Source organism: Blautia coccoides, assembly GCF_034355335.1.
GTDB classification, from domain to species: Bacteria; Bacillota; Clostridia; order Lachnospirales; family Lachnospiraceae; genus Blautia; species Blautia producta.
Genome location: NZ_CP136422.1, coordinates 5,312,467 through 5,336,903, shown reverse-complemented (window position 1 = coordinate 5,336,903; position 24,437 = coordinate 5,312,467). Strand labels below are relative to the sequence as shown.

The 24,437-nt window shown below is 46.4% G+C and carries 21 protein-coding genes and 1 riboswitch; of the genes, 19 read left to right on the top strand and 2 right to left on the bottom strand.

From position 1 onward, the window contains the following. Positions 1–109: 109 nt before the first annotated feature. The 15 genes from BLCOC_RS23985 to BLCOC_RS23915 all read left to right on the top strand — a co-directional run bounded on the left by BLCOC_RS23985 (position 110) and on the right by BLCOC_RS23915 (position 18,345). Positions 110–643 carry an RNA polymerase sigma factor gene (locus tag BLCOC_RS23985; RefSeq protein WP_115623579.1) on the top strand — a complete coding sequence of 178 codons (534 nt, stop codon included), beginning with the start codon at positions 110–112 and terminating at the stop codon, positions 641–643. After that, entirely contained in the window at positions 630–1,412 is a 783-nt protein-coding gene (locus BLCOC_RS23980; protein WP_029471236.1) for a hypothetical protein, read from the top strand. The genes BLCOC_RS23985 and BLCOC_RS23980 overlap by 14 nt, the downstream gene beginning before the upstream one ends. Before the next feature lie 19 nt (positions 1,413–1,431). Further along, entirely contained in the window at positions 1,432–2,322 is an 891-nt protein-coding gene (locus BLCOC_RS23975) for an ABC transporter ATP-binding protein (RefSeq protein WP_115623578.1), read from the top strand. Further along, positions 2,323–3,567 (top strand): ABC transporter permease, encoded by a 1,245-nt coding sequence (locus tag BLCOC_RS23970; protein WP_115623577.1) that lies wholly within the window; start codon positions 2,323–2,325, stop codon positions 3,565–3,567. A gap of 125 nt (positions 3,568–3,692) precedes the next feature. Then, a complete protein-coding gene (locus tag BLCOC_RS23965) occupies positions 3,693–5,069 on the top strand; it encodes an extracellular solute-binding protein (RefSeq protein ID WP_029471233.1) in 1,377 nt (458 codons plus the stop codon). Positions 5,070–5,454: 385 nt separating this feature from the next. After that, the gene (locus BLCOC_RS23960; RefSeq protein ID WP_029471232.1) at positions 5,455–6,822 is read left to right on the top strand and encodes an extracellular solute-binding protein; all 1,368 of its coding nucleotides are present in this window, start codon (positions 5,455–5,457) and stop codon (positions 6,820–6,822) included. A 211-nt stretch (positions 6,823–7,033) separates the two neighbouring features. Further along, a complete protein-coding gene (locus BLCOC_RS23955) occupies positions 7,034–7,936 on the top strand; it encodes a carbohydrate ABC transporter permease (protein WP_115623576.1) in 903 nt (300 codons plus the stop codon). A 4-nt stretch (positions 7,937–7,940) separates the two neighbouring features. Further along, positions 7,941–8,789: a carbohydrate ABC transporter permease gene (locus tag BLCOC_RS23950; protein ID WP_018593193.1), complete on the top strand. Its 849-nt coding sequence runs from the start codon at positions 7,941–7,943 to the stop codon at positions 8,787–8,789. 183 nt (positions 8,790–8,972) lie between these two features. After that, positions 8,973–10,763: a sensor histidine kinase gene (locus BLCOC_RS23945; RefSeq protein WP_029471229.1), complete on the top strand. Its 1,791-nt coding sequence runs from the start codon at positions 8,973–8,975 to the stop codon at positions 10,761–10,763. Continuing rightward, positions 10,756–12,321, top strand: coding sequence for a response regulator transcription factor (locus BLCOC_RS23940; RefSeq protein ID WP_029471228.1), 1,566 nt, complete (start codon positions 10,756–10,758; stop codon positions 12,319–12,321). The genes BLCOC_RS23945 and BLCOC_RS23940 overlap by 8 nt, the downstream gene beginning before the upstream one ends. A gap of 302 nt (positions 12,322–12,623) precedes the next feature. Beyond that, positions 12,624–14,744 carry a glycoside hydrolase family 3 C-terminal domain-containing protein gene (locus BLCOC_RS23935; protein ID WP_115623574.1) on the top strand — a complete coding sequence of 707 codons (2,121 nt, stop codon included), beginning with the start codon at positions 12,624–12,626 and terminating at the stop codon, positions 14,742–14,744. Between the two features lie 16 nt (positions 14,745–14,760). Beyond that, positions 14,761–15,807 carry a hypothetical protein gene (locus BLCOC_RS23930; RefSeq protein WP_115623573.1) on the top strand — a complete coding sequence of 349 codons (1,047 nt, stop codon included), beginning with the start codon at positions 14,761–14,763 and terminating at the stop codon, positions 15,805–15,807. 210 nt (positions 15,808–16,017) lie between these two features. Continuing rightward, complete coding sequence (locus tag BLCOC_RS23925) at positions 16,018–16,575, top strand: hypothetical protein (protein WP_115623572.1); 558 nt, start codon at positions 16,018–16,020, stop codon at positions 16,573–16,575. A 17-nt stretch (positions 16,576–16,592) separates the two neighbouring features. Further along, positions 16,593–17,240 carry a response regulator transcription factor gene (locus tag BLCOC_RS23920; RefSeq protein WP_029471224.1) on the top strand — a complete coding sequence of 216 codons (648 nt, stop codon included), beginning with the start codon at positions 16,593–16,595 and terminating at the stop codon, positions 17,238–17,240. 1 nt (position 17,241) lies between these two features. Beyond that, positions 17,242–18,345: a sensor histidine kinase gene (locus BLCOC_RS23915; RefSeq protein WP_165907289.1), complete on the top strand. Its 1,104-nt coding sequence runs from the start codon at positions 17,242–17,244 to the stop codon at positions 18,343–18,345. Positions 18,346–18,360: 15 nt separating this feature from the next. On the opposite strand, the gene gloA2 is transcribed toward BLCOC_RS23915, so the two are convergent. Further along, the gene (gene gloA2 / locus BLCOC_RS23910) at positions 18,361–18,741 is read right to left on the bottom strand and encodes an SMU1112c/YaeR family gloxylase I-like metalloprotein (protein WP_115623570.1); all 381 of its coding nucleotides are present in this window, start codon (positions 18,739–18,741) and stop codon (positions 18,361–18,363) included. A 270-nt stretch (positions 18,742–19,011) separates the two neighbouring features. Here gloA2 and BLCOC_RS23905 point away from each other — a divergent pair, with 270 nt between their 5' ends. Both BLCOC_RS23905 and BLCOC_RS23900 read left to right on the top strand, forming a co-directional pair. After that, complete coding sequence (locus tag BLCOC_RS23905) at positions 19,012–19,653, top strand: putative ABC transporter permease (RefSeq protein ID WP_018593183.1); 642 nt, start codon at positions 19,012–19,014, stop codon at positions 19,651–19,653. A gap of 153 nt (positions 19,654–19,806) precedes the next feature. Further along, the gene (locus BLCOC_RS23900; protein WP_029471221.1) at positions 19,807–20,466 is read left to right on the top strand and encodes a CatA-like O-acetyltransferase; all 660 of its coding nucleotides are present in this window, start codon (positions 19,807–19,809) and stop codon (positions 20,464–20,466) included. 84 nt (positions 20,467–20,550) lie between these two features. Here the strand turns inward: BLCOC_RS23900 and BLCOC_RS23895 are convergent, their stop codons facing one another. After that, on the bottom strand, positions 20,551–22,125 hold the full coding sequence (locus tag BLCOC_RS23895) for a glycoside hydrolase family 43 protein (protein WP_165907290.1): 1,575 nt from the start codon (positions 22,123–22,125) through the stop codon (positions 20,551–20,553). 190 nt (positions 22,126–22,315) lie between these two features. Here BLCOC_RS23895 and BLCOC_RS23890 point away from each other — a divergent pair, with 190 nt between their 5' ends. Both BLCOC_RS23890 and BLCOC_RS23885 read left to right on the top strand, forming a co-directional pair. Next, complete coding sequence (locus BLCOC_RS23890) at positions 22,316–22,879, top strand: manganese efflux pump MntP (protein WP_026255259.1); 564 nt, start codon at positions 22,316–22,318, stop codon at positions 22,877–22,879. A 31-nt stretch (positions 22,880–22,910) separates the two neighbouring features. Beyond that, positions 22,911–24,101: a dicarboxylate/amino acid:cation symporter gene (locus tag BLCOC_RS23885; RefSeq protein ID WP_115623569.1), complete on the top strand. Its 1,191-nt coding sequence runs from the start codon at positions 22,911–22,913 to the stop codon at positions 24,099–24,101. A gap of 192 nt (positions 24,102–24,293) precedes the next feature. Continuing rightward, positions 24,294–24,389, top strand: a riboswitch (glycine riboswitch). Positions 24,390–24,437: the final 48 nt, after the last annotated feature.

Here is a 24,437-nt window from a genome sequence, read left to right as displayed (position 1 = left end):
AGACAGGCATTCTTTTTTTGGCCTTTTTTTGATAAAATAAAAAAAGCTGAATCATTTTCCTGCACCTGATACGTTATATTAAGCAGGGGACGCCCTATAGGAGGAAATCTTGACGCGTGAAGACAAACTATTAAAAAAACTGGAATATGGAGATATGAGTGCCCTGGATGAGTTGATATCCCTGTACTACGCGGATATTCTCCGGTACTGCATCTGTCACACAAAAGACAGGCAGACCGCAGAGGATGCCGTTCAGGAGACATTCCTTAAAACCGTGCGGTATCTGGACCGTTATGTGCACAAGGGCAAATTCCGCGCTTTTTTATACCAGGTGGCAGCCAATACGTGTGTAGATATGTGGAGAAAAAAACGCCTGGAGGAACAGATACCGGACACTCTGGAATGCCTGGAGCATGGATATTCAAGGGCAGAGACAGAGATGGATTTTATACTTTTGATCAAAGAACTGCCAAAAGAGCAGAGAGAGATCATATATCTTCGCTATGCCCATGACCTGACTATGAGGGAAATCGGACAGATTTTGGATCTGCCTGTAAGAACAGTACAGTCAAGACTGCGGGCAGCATTGAAGAGAATGAAGAAGGAGCTGGAGAAAGGAGGAATTCCGTATGAGAAAATCTGACATAGAGGAAAGGATGCGGCAAAGTCTGCAAAAAAGGACTGACCCGGATATAGAAGAGAGTGGAAGAGGAGCTGTTATGCTGGCCGCAAGACAGGAATACCGCGCCGCTTCCGGAAACAGGAGAATTTCCTTTTGGCAGTTCATGGCAGGCCAGGTCAGATTCATGGGCTGGAGGACGTGGGGAGCACAGGCGGCTGCTCTGATGACAGTCTATGCATTTTTTTATACACTATATCGTGGTGATATGGGATATCTGTGGGGACGGCATCTCCCGGTTCTGCTGTGTTTTGCCAGTGTGTTTCTGCTCTTTCCCTCTCTGCCCATGCTTGCCAGGTCCCGGCGCTATCAGATGGCGGAGACAGAACAGGTCTCCAGGTTTTCCTCTAATCGTCTGCTGACTGCCCGATTGATGATCATAAGCGCAGGGGATTTCCTGATGCTGGTACTGCTGTTTTTATTTTCAGTGGTTGGTATGGGGGGAAATCCGGGCGTTGCGCTACTATATCTTCTGATGCCCTTTTTGGTACTGGGGAGTATTTACATGACCATTGCTGTGCATGTGGAAATGCAATATATACTGAGAGCCTGCTTTGGGGCAGGGATAGGAACTGTGGTGATTCTCCTGCTGATGTATTATTACTGCCACGGTTTTTATGAGCATTCGTTTCAGAAGGGATGGATGGCAGTGTGTGCAGTGGCAGTCCTGTGGGATATCCGCCAGCTCCGCAGAGCAGACAGAATGGAAACAGCAGTGGAGATATGGCAATAATGAGATAAGGAGGAAGAAGATGGAACTGACCATAGATCAGATATCAAAAAAATATAAGGACAAGACAGCAGTCAGTCAGGTGAGCCTGAAGCTGACGCCCGGGGTATGGGGACTTCTGGGTGCCAACGGAGCGGGAAAGACAACGCTCATGCGTATGGTGGCTGGTATACTGAAACCCACGGAAGGGAAAGTGCTCTATGACGGTATTTCTATTCAGGTGCTGAGAGAGAAATACAGGGATATTTTCGGCTACCTGCCGCAGGAGTTTGGCTTTTATCCTGAATTTACGGTCCAGGACTACCTTGAGTATATGGCAGTGCTGAAAGGACTGACGAAAAAAGAAGGAAAAAGAAGGATAGAAGAGCTTCTGGAGAAGATGACACTTTTGGATGTCAGGAAGAAAAAGATCGTGAAGCTTTCAGGGGGAATGAAGCGCCGGGTGGGGATTGCCCAGGCTCTGCTCAATGAACCGGAGGTGCTGGTTCTGGATGAACCCACAAGCGGCCTTGACCCGGGGGAGCGTGTGCGGTTCCGTAATCTGCTCTCAGAATTTGCTTCCCATGACAGGATCGTGCTCATATCCACCCATATTGTCTCCGATGTGGAGTATATTGCCACATGCAACGCAGTGATGAAAGACGGAAAAATACTGGCAACCGGTACAACAGAGGAGCTGGTCACCATGGTGGAGGATAAGGTCTGGACAGGTATGGTACCTTTGGGACAGCTTGCAGAGTATGAGAGAAAACTGCAGATCGTGAATCTGAAAAATGAGGCGGACGGACAGGTTTCCATCAGATATTTATCTGAAAAGCCCCAAGTCGCGGATTCCGTAAAAGAGGTGCCGAGACTGGAGGATCTGTATCTCTGGCTGTTTCCGGAGAGCCGGTTTGAAAAGGAGGTGGAGTAAATGGGATTGATAAAAGCGGAATGGAAAAGAATTATGAAGACAAGGACTGTGCCCTTCCTTCTGGCGGCAGCGCTTCTGCTGTCTCTTATCATGGCCTATTTTCCCATGAGTTTTGTGCAGTATTCCTATCTGGATGAGAGCGGGAAACAGATAACCATAACCGGAAAAAAAGCCATAGAGATCATAAAAGAAAAGCAGGCAGTATCCGCAGGAACCATAACACCGGATAAGATACAGGCGGCACTGGAAACCTATCAGGCCTGTGTAAATGAGTATGGCCCTACGTCAGGTGAAGATTTTCCTCTCAATGTATATAATGAAAAAATTCTGCCCATTGAGGCTGTGATCCATGTTGTCCGGGAGGTAAATGCGGATAAAACAACAGGCATCGCGCCGGATATCATGGAGATAGACCCTAAAAATGCCGGACAGTTTTACCAACAGTGTACAGAACGTCTGAACAGTCTTATGAACATGGAACAGAAGAAGCACCCGGATGCCCAAAAAAAAGCCAGTGCCCTTTACGCTGAAGTGAAACAGCCCTATGAATATTACCCCGGCTTTAACAAAGATGCGGGAGACTATCTGATCCTTTATCTTCTTCTTTTGGAATTTATCTGTGTGCTCTTGGCAGCGCCGACTTTTTCATCTGACTATCAGACAAAAGCAGATGATATACAGCGGTGTACCAGATATGGGAGAAGGCGGCTGGCAGCGACCAGATTAACCGTTATGTTTTTCATATCTGCAGCCACGGTGGCGGCAGGAACTGCTGTATACCTGTTTCTTATGAAAAGCATATTTGGCGCGGAATGTATGAAAAACTCCATACAGATGGTGTACTCAGCAGTGAGTCTGCCTGATATGAACCTGGGACAGATGCTTTTAGTGGGAGCCGGGGTTGGTTTCCTTACCATTATAGCTGCAGTTTTGTGCACACTGGTGATATCATCTATATGCAGGAGTGTTCAGGCAGCAGTCATCGCAGGCATGGTCCTCTGTCTGCTCCCCATTATTATCGGACAGATGAGCAGCGGAAATCTGGCCGGCTGGATACGCTGCATACTGCCCACAGGAGGGCTTGGTCTGGGAAGCAGCTTTTTCTATGAATTGTTTGATTTCAATTTCCTTTATCTGGGCGGGGTATCATTTTGGATACCGTTCGTGATACCTGTGGCTCTGGCGGTGGAAATTCCGCTGTTTGCGGGAATGACCATATATTTTTATAACAGACATATGGCCTGACAAGGAGCCAGGATGTAAGAATATTATAGAAGAAGAACACTTTTTTTAATGGGAAATACGCACAATGAATGCTATGATAAGTCCATAAGAATTGTATATATTATATAATACAAGGAGGACGAAATATGAAAAAAAGGATGATGAAACTGGCAGCCATATCCATGTCCGTACTTATGGCGGCAGCTTTGGGTGCGTGTGGTTCCAATGGAGGGGACAGCAGCAGCGGTACAGAGGAAGGCAAAAAAGAAGACAGCGCCACATCCTCCGACAGCAAGGACGGGGATAAAGAAATTATCATGTGGGCTAACGGTACGGAAGACCCGGACAAGAGTATCTGGAATTATGCGATAGACAAATACAATGACGGCAAAGGGAAAGAGACCGGCTATCAGGTGACCTATGTTCCCACCCAGAATGATACCTACAAGGAAAAACTGGTGGTGGCTGTCAGCTCAGGTGAATGCCCTGACATCTATCAGACCTGGTCCGGCGGTCCTATGATCGAGTACGTGGAAGCAGGATTCGGTCAGCCTCTTGATGAGTACATCGAAAAATACGGTCTGAAGGATGTACTTATGGACGCAGCTCTGGAACAGGGAACTTACAATGGAAAAGTATATGGACTTCCGGTGCTGAATGTGGCTATCTCCGGTATTTATTACAATAAAGATATGTTCGAGCAGTATAATTTGGAAGTGCCCACAACCATCAGCGAGCTGGAAAAAGTATGCAATACTCTCGTAGAGAACGGGATCACCCCATTCGCACTGGCCAATGCCTCCAAATGGACAGGCTCCATGTACTTCATGAACCTGGCTACCCGTTACGGCGGTCTGGAACCTTTCCAGAAAGCAGTTTCCGGCGAGGGAACCTTTGAGGATGAGAGCTTTGTCTATGCTGGGGAGAAGATTCAGGAGTGGGTCGAAAAAGGATATTTCCCGGAAGGTGTGAACTCTCTGAGTGAGGATGACGGACAGGGCAAACAGCTTTTATATCAGGATAAAGCTGCCATGACCTGTATCGGTTCCTGGTATACCGGAACTATTAAACAGGACAGCGAAGAGTTCTACAACAAATTGGGCTGGTTCCCGTTCCCGGCAGTTGATGACTCCTCAGCGGATGCTTCTATCATCATAGGTACCATCGGGGATGGATTCCTGACATTTAACTGTACAGGTGAGAAGCTGGATGCGGCGTTTGAGATGGCAAGCTACTATTTTGATGATGAGGAATTGGATTTCATGGTAGAGAACGGCAAGATTCCTCCGGTCAAAAAAGCAAAAGACATGATCACAGATCCGGTCAGCCAGCAGATCCTGGAGGCCGCCACGAATGCGTCCTCTGTACAGCTCTGGTATGACCAGTACCTGCCGCCGGTTGTATCTGAGGCACATAAAGATACCTGTCAGGAATTATTCGGTCTCACAATGACACCGGAAGAGGCCAATAAAGAACTGCAGAAAGCAATGGATGAGTATAACAGCAGCCACGGCGAGGAATAAAGGCTGATACAAAAATAAGATGAGTTTTCGGCAGAAAGCCGGCAATGGATGGATTTCATTGTCGGCTTTTTCTCTTTTTTCTGTTTTGTCAGAGGAAGATTTGGAAAAAATATATAAATAATCCGCCTTTCAGGTAAGAATATTATATAATGAGGACACTTTATTTTATGGTTATTAGTTCAAAAGTGGACTATGATATAAGACATAAAGATAACTGTTCAGTGCATTCACAGTTACAAGCAAATATCCATGCAGAATCGCCTGTGGTGATGGGATTTTTACTTGGCTTCTGAACGTTTTCTTACGGTCAGCGCAGTAAATGCGCAGACCTACTGAATGGTTACACGTAAAGTAACATATGTATTTCATTTAAAGGAGGAAAAAAATGAAGAAAAGAATGACAAAACTGGTTGCTCTTTCTATGACCGCACTCATGGCAGCAACACTGGCGGCATGCGGCAGTGATGGAGGGAACAGCGGCGGAAGCGAAAGTAAAACCTCAGGGGAAGACACAACAGCAAAGAAAGAGTCCGGTGATGACAGCAAGGAGATCATTTATTGGAATATCGGTACAGAAAGCCCGGACAAAGATGTTATTGCAAAGGCAGTAGACAAATTTAACTCCGAGACAGAATCAGGCTATACCGTTACAACCGTGCCGACACAGAACGATACTTATAAAGAGAAACTGGTGGTTGCCATGAGCTCAGGCGAGTGCCCGGATATGTATTCCAACTGGTCCGGCGGTCCTATGTATGAATACATAGATTCCGGTTTCGGACAGCCCATCGACGACCTGTTCAATGCATCTGATATCAAGGATAAACTCATGGATGCCGCTGTTTCCCAGGCTACATACAATGACCATGTGTACGCAGTTCCTTATCAGAATGTATCCCTTGCAGGTATTTTCTACAACAAGGAAATGTTTGAAAAATATGGCCTCTCAGAACCGAAAACACTCAGTGACTTAGAGAATATCTGTAAGACACTCAAAGACAACGGCATTACTCCTTTTGCCCTAGCTAACGGTTCTAAATGGACAGGATCCATGTACTTCATGAGCCTTGCAGCACGTTACGGCGGACTGGAACCATTCCAGAAAGCAGTTGCAGGCGAAGGCAAATTTACAGATGACTGCTTCATCAAAGCCGGTGAGAAGATCCAGGAATGGGTGAATGCAGGCTACTTCCCGGAAGGTGTAAACTCTCTGAGTGAGGATGACGGACAGGCAAAACAGCTCATGTATCAGGAGACTGCAGGCATGCTCCTGTGCGGTTCCTGGTATACAGGTACCTTCTCCTCTGACAGTGAAGACTTCTATCAGAAAATTGACTGGTTCCCATTCCCGGCAATTGAAGGCTCTGATGCAGACGCTACCATCCAGATCGGTACAGTAGGTGACCAGTTCATCACATTCAACTGTGAAGGCGACAAGCTGGCAGCAGCATTTGAATGCGCAGAGGCACATCTCTCTGATGAAGTTATTGACTTTGAGATTGAAAAAGGAAAGATTCCGCCAGTAAAAGGAATCGAAGAGAAGATCACAGACCCGGTTGCCAAAAAGATTGTTGAGACAGCCAATAACGCTCCGGAAATCCAGCTTTGGTATGACCAGTATCTGCCGCCGGCAGTTGCAACTGCTCATCTTGATGGATTACAGGAAGTGTTCGGTCTGACCATGACTCCGCAGGAAGCACAGGATTCCATGCAGAAGGCAATGGATGAGTATTTAAGCACTAAGGCTGAATAATTTTACATGATAAAAAGCGCTCTGTCCCTTGCGGGCAGGGCGCTTTCTAGTACATGATTTTTCTGTTTTTAAAAGACAAATATTTATAGATAATGCGTAGATTGTTCTATGTCTTTTCAGTACCCGGTTTGTTAGTATATATAATAAGAAAAGAAAGGGTAACGAAACAGTTACGTAAAAGATTTCAGAAACAAAAAGGAGGGCTTCTATTATGAATGAAAAAGGTATTTCTCTGGCCCAGATGAGGCAGAGAAACACACGAAGAGTTGCGGCGCTTTTCCTGGCACCGGTCACCATTTTAATGGTAATATTTATTTTCTATCCCATCGTAGATACTTTTATTACAAGTGGTTACCAGTGGAACGGAATCTCCGCGGCTAAGAAATTTATCGGAATCGGAAACTGGAAAAAACTTATTGCAGATACCAGCTTTTGGGTTGCGTTCAAGAACAATGTTATCATTATGATCTTATCTATCTGTATCCAGATCCCCATTGGACTTGCGCTGGCAACATTCCTGGATTTCGGAGGGAAGAAACTTACTCCTTTTAAGGTTATCTGGTTTATTCCCCTGCTGATGTCATCTGTTGCGATCGGTTTTCTTTTTACATATGCACTGGCAACAAACGGCGGTCTCGTAAGCACCATCTCAGGCTGGTTCGGAGGCGGCAACATTGACCTTCTGGGAAATCCCAAGACAGCTTTGCTGACGGTTATCATGGTCATCTGCTGGCAGTTCACCCCATTCTATATGGTGTACTTTATGGCAGCGTTTACCAACATTCCATATGATGTATTTGAAGCGGCAAGGATTGACGGAGCCACCAGAGGACAGTATTTCTGGAGAATAGCACTTCCCCTTCTGGTTCCATCCATGAAGAGTGCGGCGATCCTCTCCATGGTAGGATCTCTGAAATACTTTGATTTGATCTATGTTATGACCGGCGGCGGTCCAGGAACCTCTACGGAATTGATGGCAACCTATATGTATAAGCAGTCCTTTAAGACGTTTAATATGGGTTATGGTTCCGCAGTAGCCGGCGGTATGTTTATCCTGATCAGTATGGTATCCCTGATCACCATGAAGCTGTTAAATGGAAAGAAGGAGGACTGAAAAAATGGATAATTATAAGAAGAGCAGAGTAAAAAGTGTAACAGCCTGGACGGTTGCCTTTATTCTGGCGATTTTCTGGCTGGCAGTATCCTTTATGCCTTTTGTATTTATGGTATTGAACTCTTTCAAAGAGAAGTTTGAGATGCTGACAAAAGGTGTGTTCCAGCTTCCGGATGCCTTGAACTGGAACAACTACACAGAAGTGTTAAAAGGCGGATTCGGTACATATTTTAAAAACAGTGTGATCGTTCTTGCTATCTCCCTGATACTTTTACTGTTTATTGCTTCCTGCGCATCCTATCCGCTTGCAAGATTTAAATTTAAACTGGCCAATCCGATCTATGCGCTGATCGTGGCATGTATGTCCATACCAGTGCATATTACCCTGATCCCTGTGTTCAAGATGGCAAAAAGTACAGGTCTGTATGACAGTATCTGGGCACTGATTGGACCTTATATCGCTTTTGCGGTTCCTATTTCTGTTTTTATTCTCACAAGCTTTATGAAAGAGATTCCGCGGGAGATTGAAGAGTCCGCTGAGATCGACGGCTGCGGCAAGATCCAGATGTTCTTTTCTATGATCCTTCCGCTGGCAAAACCCGGCCTTGCTACATTGGCAATTTACAACGGTGTAAATATGTGGAATGAGTTCTCCTTTGCCTACACACTGACACAGTCATCTGCCAACCGTACCCTGCCTCTGGCAATCTGGGAATTCCAGGGCCAGTACTCTATGAATACACCTATGATCATGGCTGTTTTGACACTGACTCTTCTGCCAATGATCATCATGTTCATCATTTTCCAGGATAAGCTGGTAAAAGGTATGACTGCAGGAGCTGTTAAAGGCTGAGTGCTGCTGTGACTTCAAAGCTGCTGCCGGATGTATATCCAGGCGGCAGCTTTTTCTGACTGAGAAAAAATGCTTTCCCGTAAATTGCGATGCAAGGCTTGGCAAAAACAATTTTCAGACACAAATTGGCTGTGGAATATGGTATGATATAGGACAGAAAACAGTAGAAGGGCAGGAACATTTATGAGAAAGTGGATGGAAAAAATAAGCCGATGGAAATTTGACAGAAAAATGCAGCTTCTTGTGACGGTATCCATTATAGCCACCACACTTATTGTACTGGTGGTATCCACAATATCTTCTGTCACATCCATGAAACAGCAGTCCATAGAGCTTTTGCAAGCACAGAACAGCACAACGGCTGAAAACTTTAAAAGCTCACTGGACAATTATAAAACACTTGCAATCGCCACAGTTATGGACACATCCATTCAGCAGTACCTGAAGACGGCTAATTTTTCTAAAGAGACAGGCGGGCTGAAAAACAATGCGTATAATATACTGGCGAGTATTTCCAACATGCATTCAGATATGAATTTTATTGCCATTGTGGGAAAGTCCCCGGATGACTACATATACAAGGGGCAGATCGCCATATCAGCCGCACAGTTTTCCCAGGTTTACACCTTTGACTCCCAACAGTGCAAAACGGTGCAGGACACCTCTATTAAGATGTGCTTCAACAATGCGTATTTTAACGGAAGTAAATATACGCTGAATATTTATTTCCCCATCTATGACACGAACCGGGTACTGGGGGAGCTGGGGCTTCTCTGTATGAACTTTACAGATCCGAGTCTGCAGCAGATCCTGGAATACGACAGTTCAAAAAGGCTGGAGTCCATGGTGGTTGATACAGATGGAATGATGATCTCCGCCAGAGATAAGGAGAAGATTGGGACGAATGTGGACTTTATCCCAAAGATGAAGGGAGTATCCGGCACTTTTAGTAAGGACGGCAGGCTGTATATCTACCAGAAGGTCTCCGACTGGCGTTTCTATGTAGTGAGCAGTGTGCCTATGATGGAGCTTTACAAATCCAGTATCCGGACCATTTTCCTCATGGCATTCATCTTGCTGTTTCTGCTCACATTGAGCCTTATGGTGGTCAAGCGTATCATCAGCAAGGTATACCGTCCGTTGGACAAGGTGGTGCGGAAAATGGACGATGTGGCGTCAGGTTCCCTGAAAACACGTATCAACGTGGAACATATGGGGGAAGATTTTACCAAGCTTGCAGTTGGGTTTAACTCCATGATGGAGGAGATCCTGGTACTTATGGACCAGGTGAAAATGGAGCAGCATCAGATAGAACAGATCCGTTTTAATGCCCTCCAGTCCCAGATACAGCCCCATTTCCTGTACAATACCCTGGAGTGTATCCACTGGCAGGCCATGGTGGACGGCAATGAAGAGATATCTACGCTTGTGAAGGCTCTGGCAAAGTATTACCGCATCTGTTTAAGCGGCGGTCATGATGTGATCCCGCTGAAAATGGAGCTGGAACATGTGCGAAATTATCTGATCATCCAGAATATGCGGTATGATGACATTATCGGAAGTGAATTTGACGTGGAGGAGGCTGCATCCGATGTGATGATCCCTAAGCTTACACTGCAGCCGTTGGTGGAGAATTCCATATACCATGGAATCAAGGTGAAGGAGGGAAAGACAGGAAGCTTATTCCTGAAAGTGAGAAAGCGAAGCAGCGATGTCCTCATCACCCTGGCGGATACGGGAACCGGCATGAGCCAGCAGCAGATTGATGAGATGAACCAGCATCTCTCAGAATATGACGATTCTTTTGGCTATGGTGTGAGAAATGTAAATAAAAGGATTGAGCTTCTCTATGGGGAGGAGTTCGGACTTTACTATCTGAGAAACGAATCCGGCGGGGTGACAGTGGAGATACGCCTGCCTTATGTGACACAAGTGGAAGACGGTATCATACGGGGAGAGATGATTCATGTATAAAATTTTGATTGTTGACGACGAGAAAATGATTCGCCTGGGCATGAAAAAAGTTCTGCCCTGGGAGAGCCTTGGAATCAGTGAAGTGTACGACGCGGCCTCAGGGAAGGAAGCATTGGGTATCATCAGAGAGAAGAAACCGGAAATTATGATTTCTGATATCCAGATGACAGAGATGACTGGTCTGGAACTCATTGAGGAGGCACGGAAGATAGTTCCCGAGCTTAGGGTCATCGTGCTCACAGGATATGATAATTTTGAGTACGCGAGGCAGAGCCTCCGCCTTCAGGTACAGGACTTTTTCCTGAAGCCCATTGAGGAGGAGGAGCTTGCGAGGGCTGTGAGCAAGCAGGTGAATTATCTGGAGGACTTAAAAGCAGAGGAAAAGAATCTGAGACTTCTCCAGAGGACCCAGGGAACGGCAGAACAGACAGAGCTGGAGCATTACATGAGGAATCTGGTGCACAAGCGGGAGGATATGTGCGGCATTATGGATAATCTGAGAGAATATTATCACATTGATACAGAACGTGATCTAAAGCTCATGTTGATCGTGCCCACTCTGTATATGAATCAGCAGCCGGCGGAAGAGAACTTCCAGGCCATGTCTGTGAAAAATATCTGCATGGGCATGGTGGATGCCCAGGAGAGGGGAATCACCTTCTCAGACGATGACAGCACCATTGCCATCGCCTGGTTCGAGGCAGAGACGGGAGACGTGGTGCTGGATGCCATTGAGGAACTGTCAGATATCCTCAGGGATGAATTTGACGTAAAACCCAAGATGGTGGTGGGCAGCGCAGTGCATGGATTTTGCAATCTCTTCATCTCTTACAATGACGCCCGTTATCTGCTGGACAATGAAAAAGAGGGAATACGTGATATTGTACAGACCTTCGGCGCGCAGAATAAGGCGGATATTTTCAGAGATATCTATGCGGAGTTAAAGTGTATCATGTGCGCAAATGTGGGAAATACGGATTATGTCATGAAAGCATTTAATACATTTTCAAAAGCGACCCAGTCCTATAATCTGTCACCGGCTATGGTGCGCAGAAACTGTTTTGAGATCGCGTCTGCCCTCTATTTTTCCTATTTGGGAGATTCCGGGGAGGTGGAATCGGGAAAACTGGATTCCCTCTCAAAAAGTCTCATCTGCGCTGACAGGGAGGAGGCATGTGAGGTGACACGCATGTTCATCTCCCAGCTTCTGTGCAAAGAGGAAGAGAATGTCCATGAGATCATAACAAAGGCAAAGCATTACATAGACGAACATCTGACAGAGGAGCTTTCCGTATCCAATATCGCGGCAAGCCTGTATATCACGCCCAATTATTTTTCCAGACTTTTTAAGCGTGTGACAAAGGAGGGCTGCAACGAATACATAGTGAGAAAGCGCATAGAGAAGGCAAAATCTCTGTTGGAAACCACCAGCATGAAGACCGGAAAAATTGCTATGATGGTGGGATACCGGGATACGAATTACTTCTCTCTGGCGTTTAAGAAGCACACAGGAAAGTCCCCCACAAAGTACAGGGAGGAGATACAGCATTTCGTATAGGAGAAAGGCGGAAATTTATAGAAGGAAGTAACTTTTTTTTATTACGGTTGGAATACAGGTATGGTACACTATGCTTAAAGGTATATAGTGCCATACCTTTTTGCAGTAGATACACTTTGCCGCAGAGAGGACAAACGCAGTTACTGTTCATGGGTCCGTGAATAATAACCAAACGCAAAAAATGAGCAGGAAACAGCAAGGAAATATGTGCATCCCCGTCACGTATGGTGTAAGATGAAAACAGAAAACGGGAATCCATGTGAAATGGTTCCGGAATATAAAAAATTAAAGGAGAAAGATTGATGAGAGACCACAAAAAAGAGAGAGCAGCCGCCAGAGAAAAAGCGAGAGAACTGGTATCTAAAATGACATTGATGGAAAAAGCATCCCAGTTAAAGTATGACGCATCCCCGGTGGAACGTCTGGATGTCCCCACCTATAACTATTGGAATGAGGCTCTGCACGGCGTTGCAAGGGCAGGTGTGGCAACCATGTTCCCTCAGGCCATCGGTATGGCAGCGGCTTTTGACGACGAGGAAATGAAAAAGGTGGGCGATATCATTGCCACAGAGGGACGTGCAAAGTACAATGAGTATTCCAAACACGGAGACAGGGATATCTACAAAGGACTGACCTTCTGGTCCCCAAATGTAAACATTTTCCGTGACCCGCGCTGGGGAAGAGGCCACGAGACATACGGAGAGGACCCGTATCTGACATCCAGATTAGGTGTGAAATTTGTGGAAGGCATCCAGGGTGACGGGGAAGTGATGAAAGCCGCAGCCTGTGCCAAGCATTACGCAGTTCACAGCGGTCCGGAATCCATCCGTCACGAATTCGATGCTGAGACAACCATGAAGGATATGTGGGAGACATATCTGCCGGCTTTCGAGGCTCTGGTCACAGAGGCTGACGTGGAATCTGTCATGGGTGCTTATAACAGAACAAACGGAGAGCCGTGCTGCGGCCATACCTATCTGATGGAAGAAGTTCTCAGGGGAAAATGGAACTTTGAAGGACATTTCACCTCTGACTGTTGGGCCATCAAAGATTTCCACGAGAACCACAAGGTGACGAAAAATGCCAGAGAGTCCGCTGCCCTTGCGCTGAAAAAGGGATGTGATGTAAACTGCGGCAATACATATCTGCATCTTCTGGGTGCCATTGAGGATGGACTGATCACAGAGGAGGATATCACACTGGCAGCGGAGAGACTGTTCACAACCCGTTTCCTTTTGGGACTTTTTGACGGAAGTGAGTATGACAATATTCCGTATGAAGTGGTTGAGTGCAAAGAGCATGTGGAAAAAGCTCTGGATATGGCAAGAAAGGGCTGTGTTCTTTTAAAGAATGACGGTGTTCTGCCTCTCGATAAATCTAAACTAAAGACCATCGGTGTCATTGGTCCTAATGCAGACAGTCGTGCGTCCCTTATCGGAAACTATCACGGAACCTCATCCAGATATATCACAGTTCTGGAAGGTATCCAGGATGAAGTGGGAGATGATGTGCGTGTACTCTATTCTGAGGGCTGCCATCTGTATAAAGACAAAGTGGAAAATCTGGCCTGGAACCAGGACAGGATCTCAGAAGCAGTTATCACAGCAGAGCACAGCGATGTGGTAGTTCTCTGTGTGGGACTGGATGAGTCTCTGGAAGGTGAGGAGGGAGATACCGGAAACAGTGATGCCTCCGGCGACAAACACGACCTTCATCTGCCGAAAGTACAGGAGGAACTCATAGAAAAGGTGACTGCTGTGGGCAAACCTACTATCGTGGTGCTTATGGCAGGCAGTGCCATTGATATGAACTATGCGGATGAAAACTGCAATGGTATCCTGCTCGCATGGTATCCGGGCGCAAGAGGCGGAAAAGCAGTGGCAGACCTGCTGTTTGGCAAAGTTTCACCATCAGGAAAACTTCCGATCACCTTCTACAGGGATTTAGAGGGAATGCCGGAGTTTACCGATTACAGCATGAAGAACCGCACCTACCGTTATATGGAAAAAGAGGCACTTTATCCATTCGGCTACGGACTCACATACGGCGATGTAAAAGTGACGGACGCAGAGATCACAGGAAAGGTGACAGCCCAGTCAGATATTGAAGTGAAGCTCACCGTTAAAAATGAGGGCAGCGCGGCAACAGAAGACGTGGTGGAAATCTATATCAAGGATATGGAATCCCCCCTTGCAGTGCGTAATTACAGCCTGTGCGCATTTAAGCGTGTGTCCCTTGCAGCAGGTGAGAGCAGGACCATTACTGTGACAGTTGCCAATGTAGCCATGAATGTGGTGGATGAGGCAGGCGAACGTCATATTGACAGCAGACACTTTAAACTGTTTGCGGGAACCTCTCAGCCGGATGCAAGAAGTGAGCAGTTGACAGGCAGAAAAACAGTGGAGCTGGATGTGATCTTATAAGACAGGAGAGATGAATATGAGGAAAATTTTACGGAAACTGATGATTTTGGGTATCGTCTCATCTCTGACAGCCGGAGTGATCTCAGGCTGCGGTCAGGAGACAAAAGCGGAATCTGCGTCCCGGGAAAAGACAGAAAAAGCAGAGACGGAAAAGGGAAAAAGTGAAGCAAAGGCCGCGGAAGAGAAACCCGGGACAGCAGTGTCGGAACATCCTCAGTTCATCCCGGACGGTGTCCGCAGGCTTGTGCTGGTACAGGACGGAAACGAAATTTTTAATCTCTCCAAAGAGCCGGCTGATTATAAGATGGATTTTGATTATTGGGAGATACTAAACCCCTATGATGAGATCGTCACAGTCAACACGGAAACCATGTACACGCTGTTTGATATCCTGAAGGAAATGGATTTTACGGCTCCGGTGGCAGTGGAGGAGGGTGTGGATACAGGAATCACAGGAACCTCCACCATTATGACCATTGATTTTGTGAATACCATGGATGCGGATACTGCCAAGAAGACAAAGTATGCGGACAGTACCGCAACTCTTCTCATAGGCAGTGAAGACGGAGAGGGAAACCGCTATGTGGCAGTAGAGGGATATGAGGACGTAGTGTACAAGATTCCTTCCGCCTTGCTGGATGCGGTTTATGGACTGAATCCTTTTGACTATATCCTGAAGATTCCGGCGCTGGTCAACATTGAAACCGTGGAACGTGTGGAAATCAAGACCGACAGCAAGGAGCACACCATGGAACCGGGCGGGGACCAGTATAAAATGGACGGAAAGAAAGTGGAAAAAGAGGACTTTACAGCCGTCTATCAGGCTCTTTTAAGTGTAATGCTGGATTCGGAGATAGAGGAGGGCGGCCTGCAAAAAGGCAGCAGGGATGTGAAGCTGCAGGTAGTCTTTAAAAGGAACACAGAGGATGCCCCTGATGTAGAGCTGACATATTATCCTTATGATGATACATATGACAGTGTTTCCATTAACGGCAGTGAGCGTTTCCTGGTAAAATCAGCGGATGTGGACGCGCTGACAGAACAGATAAGAGATGCATTTTAAAATTTAGAGGAAGAACCATATTGCATGGATGTGTGCGGTATGGTTCTTTTTTCTAAGTTATAGTATGATGAGAAGAAGAGGCATGAAAATATTTCTGAATTTAATCATTCATATAATTCTTTTGTGAAAGTCTGTAATAACTCTGCAACATGGGTAGATTATGCTGTAAATGTAAAAAGAAAACAGGATTCAGGAAAAGGAGGCAGAATTATGATGTGGAAAAAATTAAAACAGCATAAGGCAGCAGCGGCGGCTGTCACAGTAACCCTGTGCGTCACTGCGGCAGCGGGGACCATAGCCGTTTACGGACAGAACGCGGCAGAGAAGCAGGTGAAAGAGGCCGCAGAGGAGAAACTGGCACAGGATGAAACGGCAGTCTATATACCCTGGGATGAGGATACGCTGTACAAAGAGGCGGTGACAGACCAGAATATCGTAAAACAGGTGTGTGAAAAATACGGTCTGGATTATGACAGTGTCACCATGAAAGATGTCACCCGTGAAATGAGGAATTATGAAGAGGCTCTCTGGCTTCTCAATGAGATGGGAGGAAAACCCCTCCTGACGGAAAAGGGAGAGGGCATGGACTCTCTGGAAACCTATCTTGGTGATATCTATGCTTTTAACGGGGGAAAGCAGGTCATTGAGTCCTACTGCGAAGAACACGGACTGGATGCAGAGAGTGCAAAGATAAAGGATTTGACAGCGGAGGATCTGGTCGCTATAGGAGAAAACGCCTATAACACCTCAGACCATCCGAAAAACTGACAGAAAGGCAGATACAAATGGCAGATATTTTAATAGTGGAAGATGAGCGGTCCATAAATGAGCTGATGAAAAGAACACTCACCATGACGGGCCACAAATGCTGTCAGGTATACACCGGCAGAGAGGCTCTCAGGGCAGCAGTAAATGAAAAACCGGATATCGTACTTCTGGATATTAATCTCCCGGATATGGACGGCTTTCAGGTGATGGAGCAGATAGGGGATGTTCCGGTCATCTACGTGACAGCCCGAGATGAGGTCACAGACCGAGTAAGAGGGCTGAACAGCGGCGCGGAGGATTATATTGTAAAACCCTTTGCCATGGAAGAGCTGGTTGCCAGGGTCCAGGTAGTGCTCAGAAGGTTCCACAGGGAAGAAAAGATATTTGCCATTGATGGGGTGAGGGTAGACGTGGAGAGACACCGGGTCACCAGAGGCGGGGCGGATGTGGAGCTTACCAACCGGGAGTTCGAGCTTCTGCGGGTACTGCTGGTCAACAGAAATATAGCTCTTTCCAGAAACCAGCTTCTGGATCTGGCCTGGGGGATGGATTTTTTCGGAGATGACAGAACTGTGGATGTGCATATCCAGAGGATACGGAAGAAACTGGGACTCGAGGATTATATCAAGACAGTATTCAAATACGGATACAGACTGGAGATATGATATGCAGCTTTGGAAGAAAAATTATCTGGCAGCGTATATTCTATTTCTGGTGATCTTGAATCTGTCCATGCTTCTTCTGGCTACCATGGGATTTAAAAATGATCTGGAAACCCGCATGAACGATGTCATAAAAAGACAGCAGCAGTTTGCCTATACAGTAGAAGGGCTGATGGGTTCAGAGGATGGGGAGGAGAAGCTGCTTTACCTGGGGCAGGGCTATTACCGGAATAGAACTTATATCAACGTGAGCCGCGGGGAGAGGACCGTTGTGAACCACCTTCCGGCGGGCGTGGGGATTATGGGCAATGCGGATATTGTGACCTATAAAGGGGAACGCTATGCAGTCATCATCGGTCAGGCAGGAACCGGGGAGGAAGGCTGTGAGGTGGTGTATATGGAGAACATTCAGGATTTATACCGGGGGCAGAGCAGAAGACTGCTGTATTTCCTGGTTACAGCCCTGCTTCTGGAGACAGTGATAGGCACTATGCTCTACATGACCATGAAAAAGATTTATATGCCGATCAATAATATTGCCCACGAACTGAGGACACCTCTGACTGTACTGCAGGGCTATGGACAGTATATCCAGATGGGAAATATTACAGAGGAGGACCGTTTCTTTGCAGGGGAACAGATCGTAAAGGAGGCCGGCAGTCTCAGGGAAACTGTGGACAGACTTTTGGTCATGGGAAACCTGAGAGAAGGGAATATAAAATACCAGAGGCTGCAGATGCGGGAACTGCTTGGTGAGATGAAAAAAGCATATCCCGGCATTCATGTGGAAAATCACATGGACGTCATAGAGGGGGACGGCTCTCTTATCCTTTGTCTGTTTAAAAACCTGATCAGTAATGCCGTAAAAGCAGGGAAGCATGTGACCGTGACTGCCTCGGACAACTGTGTCTGTATATGGAATGACGGAAAATATATAGAAAAGCAGAAGTTAAACTACCTGAACCGGAATCATGAGTTTCCAAGAGCTGAGGCTGAGCGCAACGGTTACGGAATCGGCCTATGTTATGAGATCGTAAAACTCCATGGGTGGAAGATGGACTACGAATCCTCAGAGGAAGAGGGGACAACCGTAAAAATAAAAATGTGACAGAAGGTCACATTTTTATTCGTGCAGTTCCAGGGGAAGACCGTCCGGGTCAAAAAAGAAGGTCATCTTTTTTCCTGTAAAATCATCGGTGCGGACAGGTTCTGTCTCGATTCCTTTTGCGTTCAGCCAAGCAACGGCATCCTCCATATTATCGACAGCAAAGGCCAGGTGGCGAAGTCCGCAGGCCTCAGGGCGGTTTACACGGGCCGGTGGGTTTTTTACTCCGAATATCTCCAGCTCACAGTCACCCAGACGCAGATCCAGCTTCCAGTCGTCCCGCTCTTCCCGATAATTTTCCCGTATGATCTCGAATCCTAGTTGGTTTACATAAAAATCCCTGGATTTTTTATAATCAGACACAATAATGGCAACATGGTGTATTTTATCAAGCTTCATAATAGATCCTCCTCAATTTAAAGTAAAAACAGCAGCCAAGTTCAAGCAGATACCCTTGATCCACTGGTGCCATTATATCATACCTTCCCATGAAACACTAGCCGGGGCATAAATTGCAAAGTGCCTATTAGAGTATGAACTTTATAAAGTTTTGGAATTTTTAAATAATATCTTTATAATTTCTTTCGGATTTTTACAATTCCTTCTTGTTTTTTCGTTGGTAAGATAAAGCCATAATAAAGAAAAGGAAAAAAGAAGGAGGGGAAAGAAATGGCTAGAGACATGGTGGTAAGAATCTCAGAGGGTGTGAGAAGACAGTTTGCACAGGAAAGATTTATAGAAGCAGAATATGACAGGGCCTATTCCCTGACAAGTTTAATATTATTTTTCTTTTCTGCGTCAACCGTAGGATGGCTATGGGAAGTATTTCTTCATATTTTCATGGACGGAGCGATCATCAACAGGGGCACCACATGGGGACCGTGGCTTCCCATATATGGTGTGGGCGGTGTGATGACTCTGGTGCTTTTGAAAAGATTTGCTGCAAAGCCGGTTCATGTATTTGTCTTTGCGTACATAGGAAGCGGTATCCTGGAATATACCACAGGATGGGCACTGGAACAGTTCCGGGGCGTAAAGTATTGGGATTACAGTGAGAGCCTGTTTAACATTAACGGAAGGGTATGTCTGGAAGTTCTGACACTGTTTGCCGTAGGCGCATGTGTGATTCTCTATATAGCCGCACCTGCAATGGATAACCTGTTCAGAAAAATCCCGAAGACGCCAAAAGTGGTTCTCTGTGTTGTGCTGGTCGCCCTGTTCGCAGTGGATCTGGTATTTTCAGCTATATATCCGAAGATGGGTCCTGGCATTACCATGGATGTATCTGAGACAACGAGATGGATTTTTTAACGCCGGAGGCGTAGACTAATAGATTTGACATAGGAAAAAAGGTATTGCGTAAAAGCGATACCTTTTTTGCTGTCTATATGAAAAATACTGCTTGTTTTACCCGGTGAAAAAAGCTATTCTGTAAGAAAGACCCAACGGAAAAAGGAGGAAATTATGTTTCACACAATTGATCTTGAGAACTGGGAGAGAAAAGAAATATTTCAGCGCTTTGCAGGATATACCTATAATCTGACTTCAGAGGTGGATGTGACAGGATTTTTGGAAGGCATACATGGAAAGGGATATAAGTTCTATCCGTCTGTCTGCTGGTGCATTGCCAATACGGTAAACAGTGATGCGGATTTCCGCTTTGCAAAGGTGGATGGGTCCATAGGGTATTATGAGCGGCTGAATCCGTGTTACACGCTTATGCGGAGAGGGGAAGGGCATCTGTTCACCCATATGGTCACAGAGTTCAGCGGTGATTTTAAGAGGTTTTATGAGGCATTTCTGGAAGATAAAGAGAAGGCGGAGAACGGCAGTTCCCTGTATTATTACGGAAAACCTGTTCCGGGATGTGTGGATATCACCATTCTGCCCAACACGTCATACCAGTCTATCTGTTATGTGCGCCCGGCCTCTTTCGTAAATCCGGAGTCAGGCAGTGAAAGCTACATCCCATTCATCACAGTGGGAAAATATCAGGAGAAAGACGGAAGGATTAAAATGCCCGTGACCGGAAACTTTAACCATGTGGCAAATGACGGCTATCATGCGGAGAAATTTTTCCGGATGCTGCAGGAGAATCTGGATGCCTTTTCTTCTCTTATTTAGAAAAATGCTGCCGTTGTGTTTAGATCATGCCGGAGCACATTAACCTGTGCTCCGGCATGGGAATCCTGCAGGCAGCAGTCTCTTTTATTCTCCCTGGTACTGGAACCAGTCAAAATCAACATAGCTGGTGCTTGGTTCGTGAGCAGAGCTGGTATACATGCCCAGATAAACGCCTGTAAAGCCGTTGTTTACAACAGAGCTTAAAAGAGAGGCGTCCACACCGGACAGGAAAGGAATCATTTCTGACTCGCTGTATCCGTAGTAAAAATCATAGTCCGTAGTGTTTCCCTGAACACTTAGATAAAGACGTCTGCTGTCTTTAAGCTCGGTTTCCTTTACCAGAGTACGGCAGCCGTTTTCTGTTTTGTAGAACTGCAGGTAAGGGGTGGTGCCCTTTTTCTTCATGACCATCAGATAGTGAAAGCGGTCATCCTGTACCAGTGCGATCCCTGCCTCTTCGCAGTCTGAGGCCGGATGGAATTCCATGGCAGTTTTAGCCAGAAAGCTCTTATGGCGTTGCCTGCGTCCCACAAAAGAAGGAGTACAGATCTCTTCCATCACCTGTGGTCTTGTCATGAGCCGCAGATATCCGGGTCGTTCTGTGAGAGAATAGAAAGGTTCCACCGGTGGGTGAATGGTATTCCACTGCATCTGAAGAGCTTCATCCTCAAAGTTGTCACACTCCGGCATAAGAGGATATACGGTGCGCGGCAGCTTCGGAAGGCGCTCCTCCTCCTGCACGAGTCCTGTTTCGTTGTCGATCATAGGCCAGCCGTCCTCTGCCCATACAAAAGGAACCATAAAGGTTTCACGGCCAAGGTTGTAGTGCCCGCCTTCATAAGGGCGTACAGCCAGCAGTACCATCCACCATTCCCCGTTCTGGGTCTCTACGATATCAGCATGTCCGGTAACGGAAATAGGGTTTAAAAGCGGCATATGCCGGTGGGTCACAATGGGATTTCTGGGACAGATCTCATAATCCCCGTCAATGGTGCGGCAGCGGGCCATCTGTACACTGTGGGTTACAAAGGTGCCGCCCTCTGCCACTAACAGATAATAATAGCCGTCTTTTTTATAGATATGGGGAGCCTCGATCCATTTGCTCCTGGTTTTTTTGCCATCCCATATTATAGTCCTGGGTCCTTTGAACTGCAGTGTCTCAGGGTCCAGTTCATTTAAGTAAATGCCGTGATGCCCTTCGTAGAGCTTTTCATCACTGATGAAATTTCCCACGTACCAGACAGATCCGTCTTCGTCAAAGAACAGGCTGGAATCAATGCCGTCGGCTCCCTCCACCACAATGGGGTCACTCCACGGTCCCGCAGGATTTTTAGCTGTTATGATATAATTATCACGTTTTGCTTCACGTCCTTCGGAAACGAACGTATTAATAATATAAAAGGTTCCTTTGTGGAATCGGATGCTGGGTGCCCAAAGTCCCTCGCTGGTTTCGCAGTTTTTGTAATTGAGCTGTTCAGGTCTGTGGATGCCATGACCGATCTGTTCCCAGTGGACCAGGTCCTTGCTGTGGAATATAGGTAGTCCGGGATAGTACACGAAAGATGAGGTCACCATATAGTAATCATCCCCCACACGACAGATGGATGGGTCCGGATAAAAACCGGGCAGAAGCGGGTTGTGGAACGTTTCTTTCAACATATCATATTCTCCTTTACTAAATTTCTCCATTTTCTCCATTATAAGCAGGGAATTCGTTTTGGTAAATAGAAAAAAACGCCTTTTCCCTGGAAAAAAACGCGAAAAAAACATTTTTACAAAACCTGCTCCGTATAGTATAATGGGCAATACAATGACAAGATAACAGAATACATATGAACAGGAGTAAACTATGGATTTATTTACGTTATTTACATTGGCGGTTGGCCTGTCCATGGATGCCTTTGCTGTCTCCATATGCAAAGGGCTTTCCATGGAGAAGCTGAGGATAAAGAACATGGCAGCCGTAGGTCTTTGGTTTGGGGGATTCCAGGCTTTGATGCCGGTGATCGGTTATCTGCTGGGCGTACAGTTCAAAGATAAGATAACCGCAATCGACCATTGGATCGCGTTCATCCTGCTGGGATTTATCGGTATCAATATGATCCGGGAATCCCTGGACAAAGAGGAATCCTGTCCCGTGGCAGGGGTGGATGCAAAAACTATGTTTCCACTGGCTGTGGCAACCAGCATTGATGCTTTGGCGGTGGGAATCACTTTTGCCTTTCTGGATGTGGCGATCGTGCCGGCGGCCGCTTTTATCGGTCTTGTCACATTTGTCTGTTCCGTCTTTGGGGTAAAAGTAGGCAATGTCTTTGGGACGAAATACAAAGCCAAAGCGGAACTTGCCGGCGGTATTATCCTGGTGCTTCTCGGATTGAAAATATTACTGGAACATCTGGGCATACTGGGATAAACAAATAGGAAAAAAAGAGAGGAGAATTGAGATGAAAAAATTATTGAAAAGCCTGCCCGTGCGCCTTTTGATCGGCGTAGTCCTGGGTATGGTCATCGGCCTTTTTGCAAATGAGGCAGTTATGAATGTAGTGGTAACTATCAAATATATTCTGGGGCAGGTCATCACCTTCTGCGTTCCTCTGATCATCATCGGATTTATTGCGCCGTCCATTACCAAGATGGGGAACAATGCCTCTAAGATGCTGGGAGTGGCGCTGGTTATAGCCTATACTTCTTCTATCGGGGCTGCATTGATGGCAATGGGAGCGGGTTACGGACTGATCCCTCATCTGTCCATACAGTCTGAGGTGGAGGGGCTGAAGGAACTGCCGAATGTGGTGTTCCAGCTTGATATTCCCCAGATCATGCCGGTTATGAGTGCGCTGGTATTCTCCATTATGCTCGGTCTGGCAGCAGCGTGGACGAAAGCCCGCTATACAACAGCGATCCTGGATGAGTTCCAGAAAATCGTGCTGAAGATCGTGACAAAATTCATCATTCCTATTCTGCCGTTTTTTATCGCGTCAACCTTCTGCGGATTGGCATATGAGGGAACGATCACAAAGCAGCTCCCTGTGTTCCTGAAAGTCATTGTTATCGTTATGGCAGGACATTACATCTGGCTTGCGCTGCTCTACGGCATAGCCGGTGCATACTCAGGGAAAAATCCACTGGAAGTGCTGAAATATTACGGCCCTGCTTATCTGACTGCTGTGGGTACCATGTCCAGCGCCGCCACCCTTGCAGTGGCACTCGAGGGCGCCAGAAAATCAAAGGTACTGAGGAAAGATATGGTGAACTTCGGCATTCCGCTATTTGCCAATATCCATCTGTGCGGCTCTGTTCTGACAGAGGTGTTCTTTGTCATGACGGTATCCAAGATATTATACGGCGAGCTGCCGTCTGTGGGGATGATGGTGCTGTTCTGCATGCTTTTGGGCGTGTTTGCCATCGGAGCGCCGGGAGTGCCGGGAGGTACGGTTATGGCTTCCCTGGGATTGATCACAGGTGTTCTTCTTTTTGACGAGACTGGAACAGCGCTGATGCTTACCATCTTTGCGCTTCAGGACAGCTTTGGAACTGCCTGCAATGTGACAGGAGACGGGGCGTTGACCCTGTTTTTGACCGGATTCGCGGAGAAACATCATGTGAAGGAGCAGGCGTTGAATATAGAATTCTGATCACTGCATGTATAAAAAAGAAAGATTCTAAGTCTGCGCAGAGGCTGCATTTTTTGCAGTCCCTGCGTTTATGCTGTCCGGGGAAAAACGTTATATCATGGTATTATAACCGGAGCGGCAAAAGGAAACGTTGTTCTGAAAAAAACACTTGTGTTTGCAGGGCGAATATGGTAAAGTATAAAACGTTGTGAAAACAACGGCTCTGGAGAGTCTCAAGTAAGAGCGCCGAAGGTGTACGGCAGTTTCATTAGCTGCCAATCTCTCAGGCAAAAGGACAGAGTATACAAAGGTAAAATCTTGTATATATTTTGTCGTACTCTTATGGAGACTGTGGAA

Excerpts from the sequence above, each read along its gene's own strand:
- BLCOC_RS23980 (WP_029471236.1), top strand. The coding sequence starts at position 630 with ATGAGAAAATCTGACATAGAGGAAAGGATGCGGCAAAGTCTGCAAAAA.
- BLCOC_RS23975 (WP_115623578.1), top strand. The coding sequence starts at position 1,432 with ATGGAACTGACCATAGATCAGATATCAAAAAAATATAAGGACAAGACA.
- BLCOC_RS23970 (WP_115623577.1), top strand. The coding sequence starts at position 2,323 with ATGGGATTGATAAAAGCGGAATGGAAAAGAATTATGAAGACAAGGACT.
- BLCOC_RS23965 (WP_029471233.1), top strand. The coding sequence starts at position 3,693 with ATGAAAAAAAGGATGATGAAACTGGCAGCCATATCCATGTCCGTACTT.
- BLCOC_RS23960 (WP_029471232.1), top strand. The coding sequence starts at position 5,455 with ATGAAGAAAAGAATGACAAAACTGGTTGCTCTTTCTATGACCGCACTC.
- BLCOC_RS23955 (WP_115623576.1), top strand. The coding sequence starts at position 7,034 with ATGAATGAAAAAGGTATTTCTCTGGCCCAGATGAGGCAGAGAAACACA.
- BLCOC_RS23950 (WP_018593193.1), top strand. The coding sequence starts at position 7,941 with ATGGATAATTATAAGAAGAGCAGAGTAAAAAGTGTAACAGCCTGGACG.
- BLCOC_RS23945 (WP_029471229.1), top strand. The coding sequence starts at position 8,973 with ATGAGAAAGTGGATGGAAAAAATAAGCCGATGGAAATTTGACAGAAAA.
- BLCOC_RS23940 (WP_029471228.1), top strand. The coding sequence starts at position 10,756 with ATGTATAAAATTTTGATTGTTGACGACGAGAAAATGATTCGCCTGGGC.
- BLCOC_RS23935 (WP_115623574.1), top strand. The coding sequence starts at position 12,624 with ATGAGAGACCACAAAAAAGAGAGAGCAGCCGCCAGAGAAAAAGCGAGA.
- BLCOC_RS23930 (WP_115623573.1), top strand. The coding sequence starts at position 14,761 with ATGAGGAAAATTTTACGGAAACTGATGATTTTGGGTATCGTCTCATCT.
- BLCOC_RS23925 (WP_115623572.1), top strand. The coding sequence starts at position 16,018 with ATGATGTGGAAAAAATTAAAACAGCATAAGGCAGCAGCGGCGGCTGTC.
- BLCOC_RS23920 (WP_029471224.1), top strand. The coding sequence starts at position 16,593 with ATGGCAGATATTTTAATAGTGGAAGATGAGCGGTCCATAAATGAGCTG.
- BLCOC_RS23915 (WP_165907289.1), top strand. The coding sequence starts at position 17,242 with ATGCAGCTTTGGAAGAAAAATTATCTGGCAGCGTATATTCTATTTCTG.
- gloA2 (WP_115623570.1), bottom strand. The coding sequence starts at position 18,741 with ATGAAGCTTGATAAAATACACCATGTTGCCATTATTGTGTCTGATTAT.
- BLCOC_RS23905 (WP_018593183.1), top strand. The coding sequence starts at position 19,012 with ATGGCTAGAGACATGGTGGTAAGAATCTCAGAGGGTGTGAGAAGACAG.
- BLCOC_RS23900 (WP_029471221.1), top strand. The coding sequence starts at position 19,807 with ATGTTTCACACAATTGATCTTGAGAACTGGGAGAGAAAAGAAATATTT.
- BLCOC_RS23895 (WP_165907290.1), bottom strand. The coding sequence starts at position 22,125 with ATGTTGAAAGAAACGTTCCACAACCCGCTTCTGCCCGGTTTTTATCCG.
- BLCOC_RS23890 (WP_026255259.1), top strand. The coding sequence starts at position 22,316 with ATGGATTTATTTACGTTATTTACATTGGCGGTTGGCCTGTCCATGGAT.
- BLCOC_RS23885 (WP_115623569.1), top strand. The coding sequence starts at position 22,911 with ATGAAAAAATTATTGAAAAGCCTGCCCGTGCGCCTTTTGATCGGCGTA.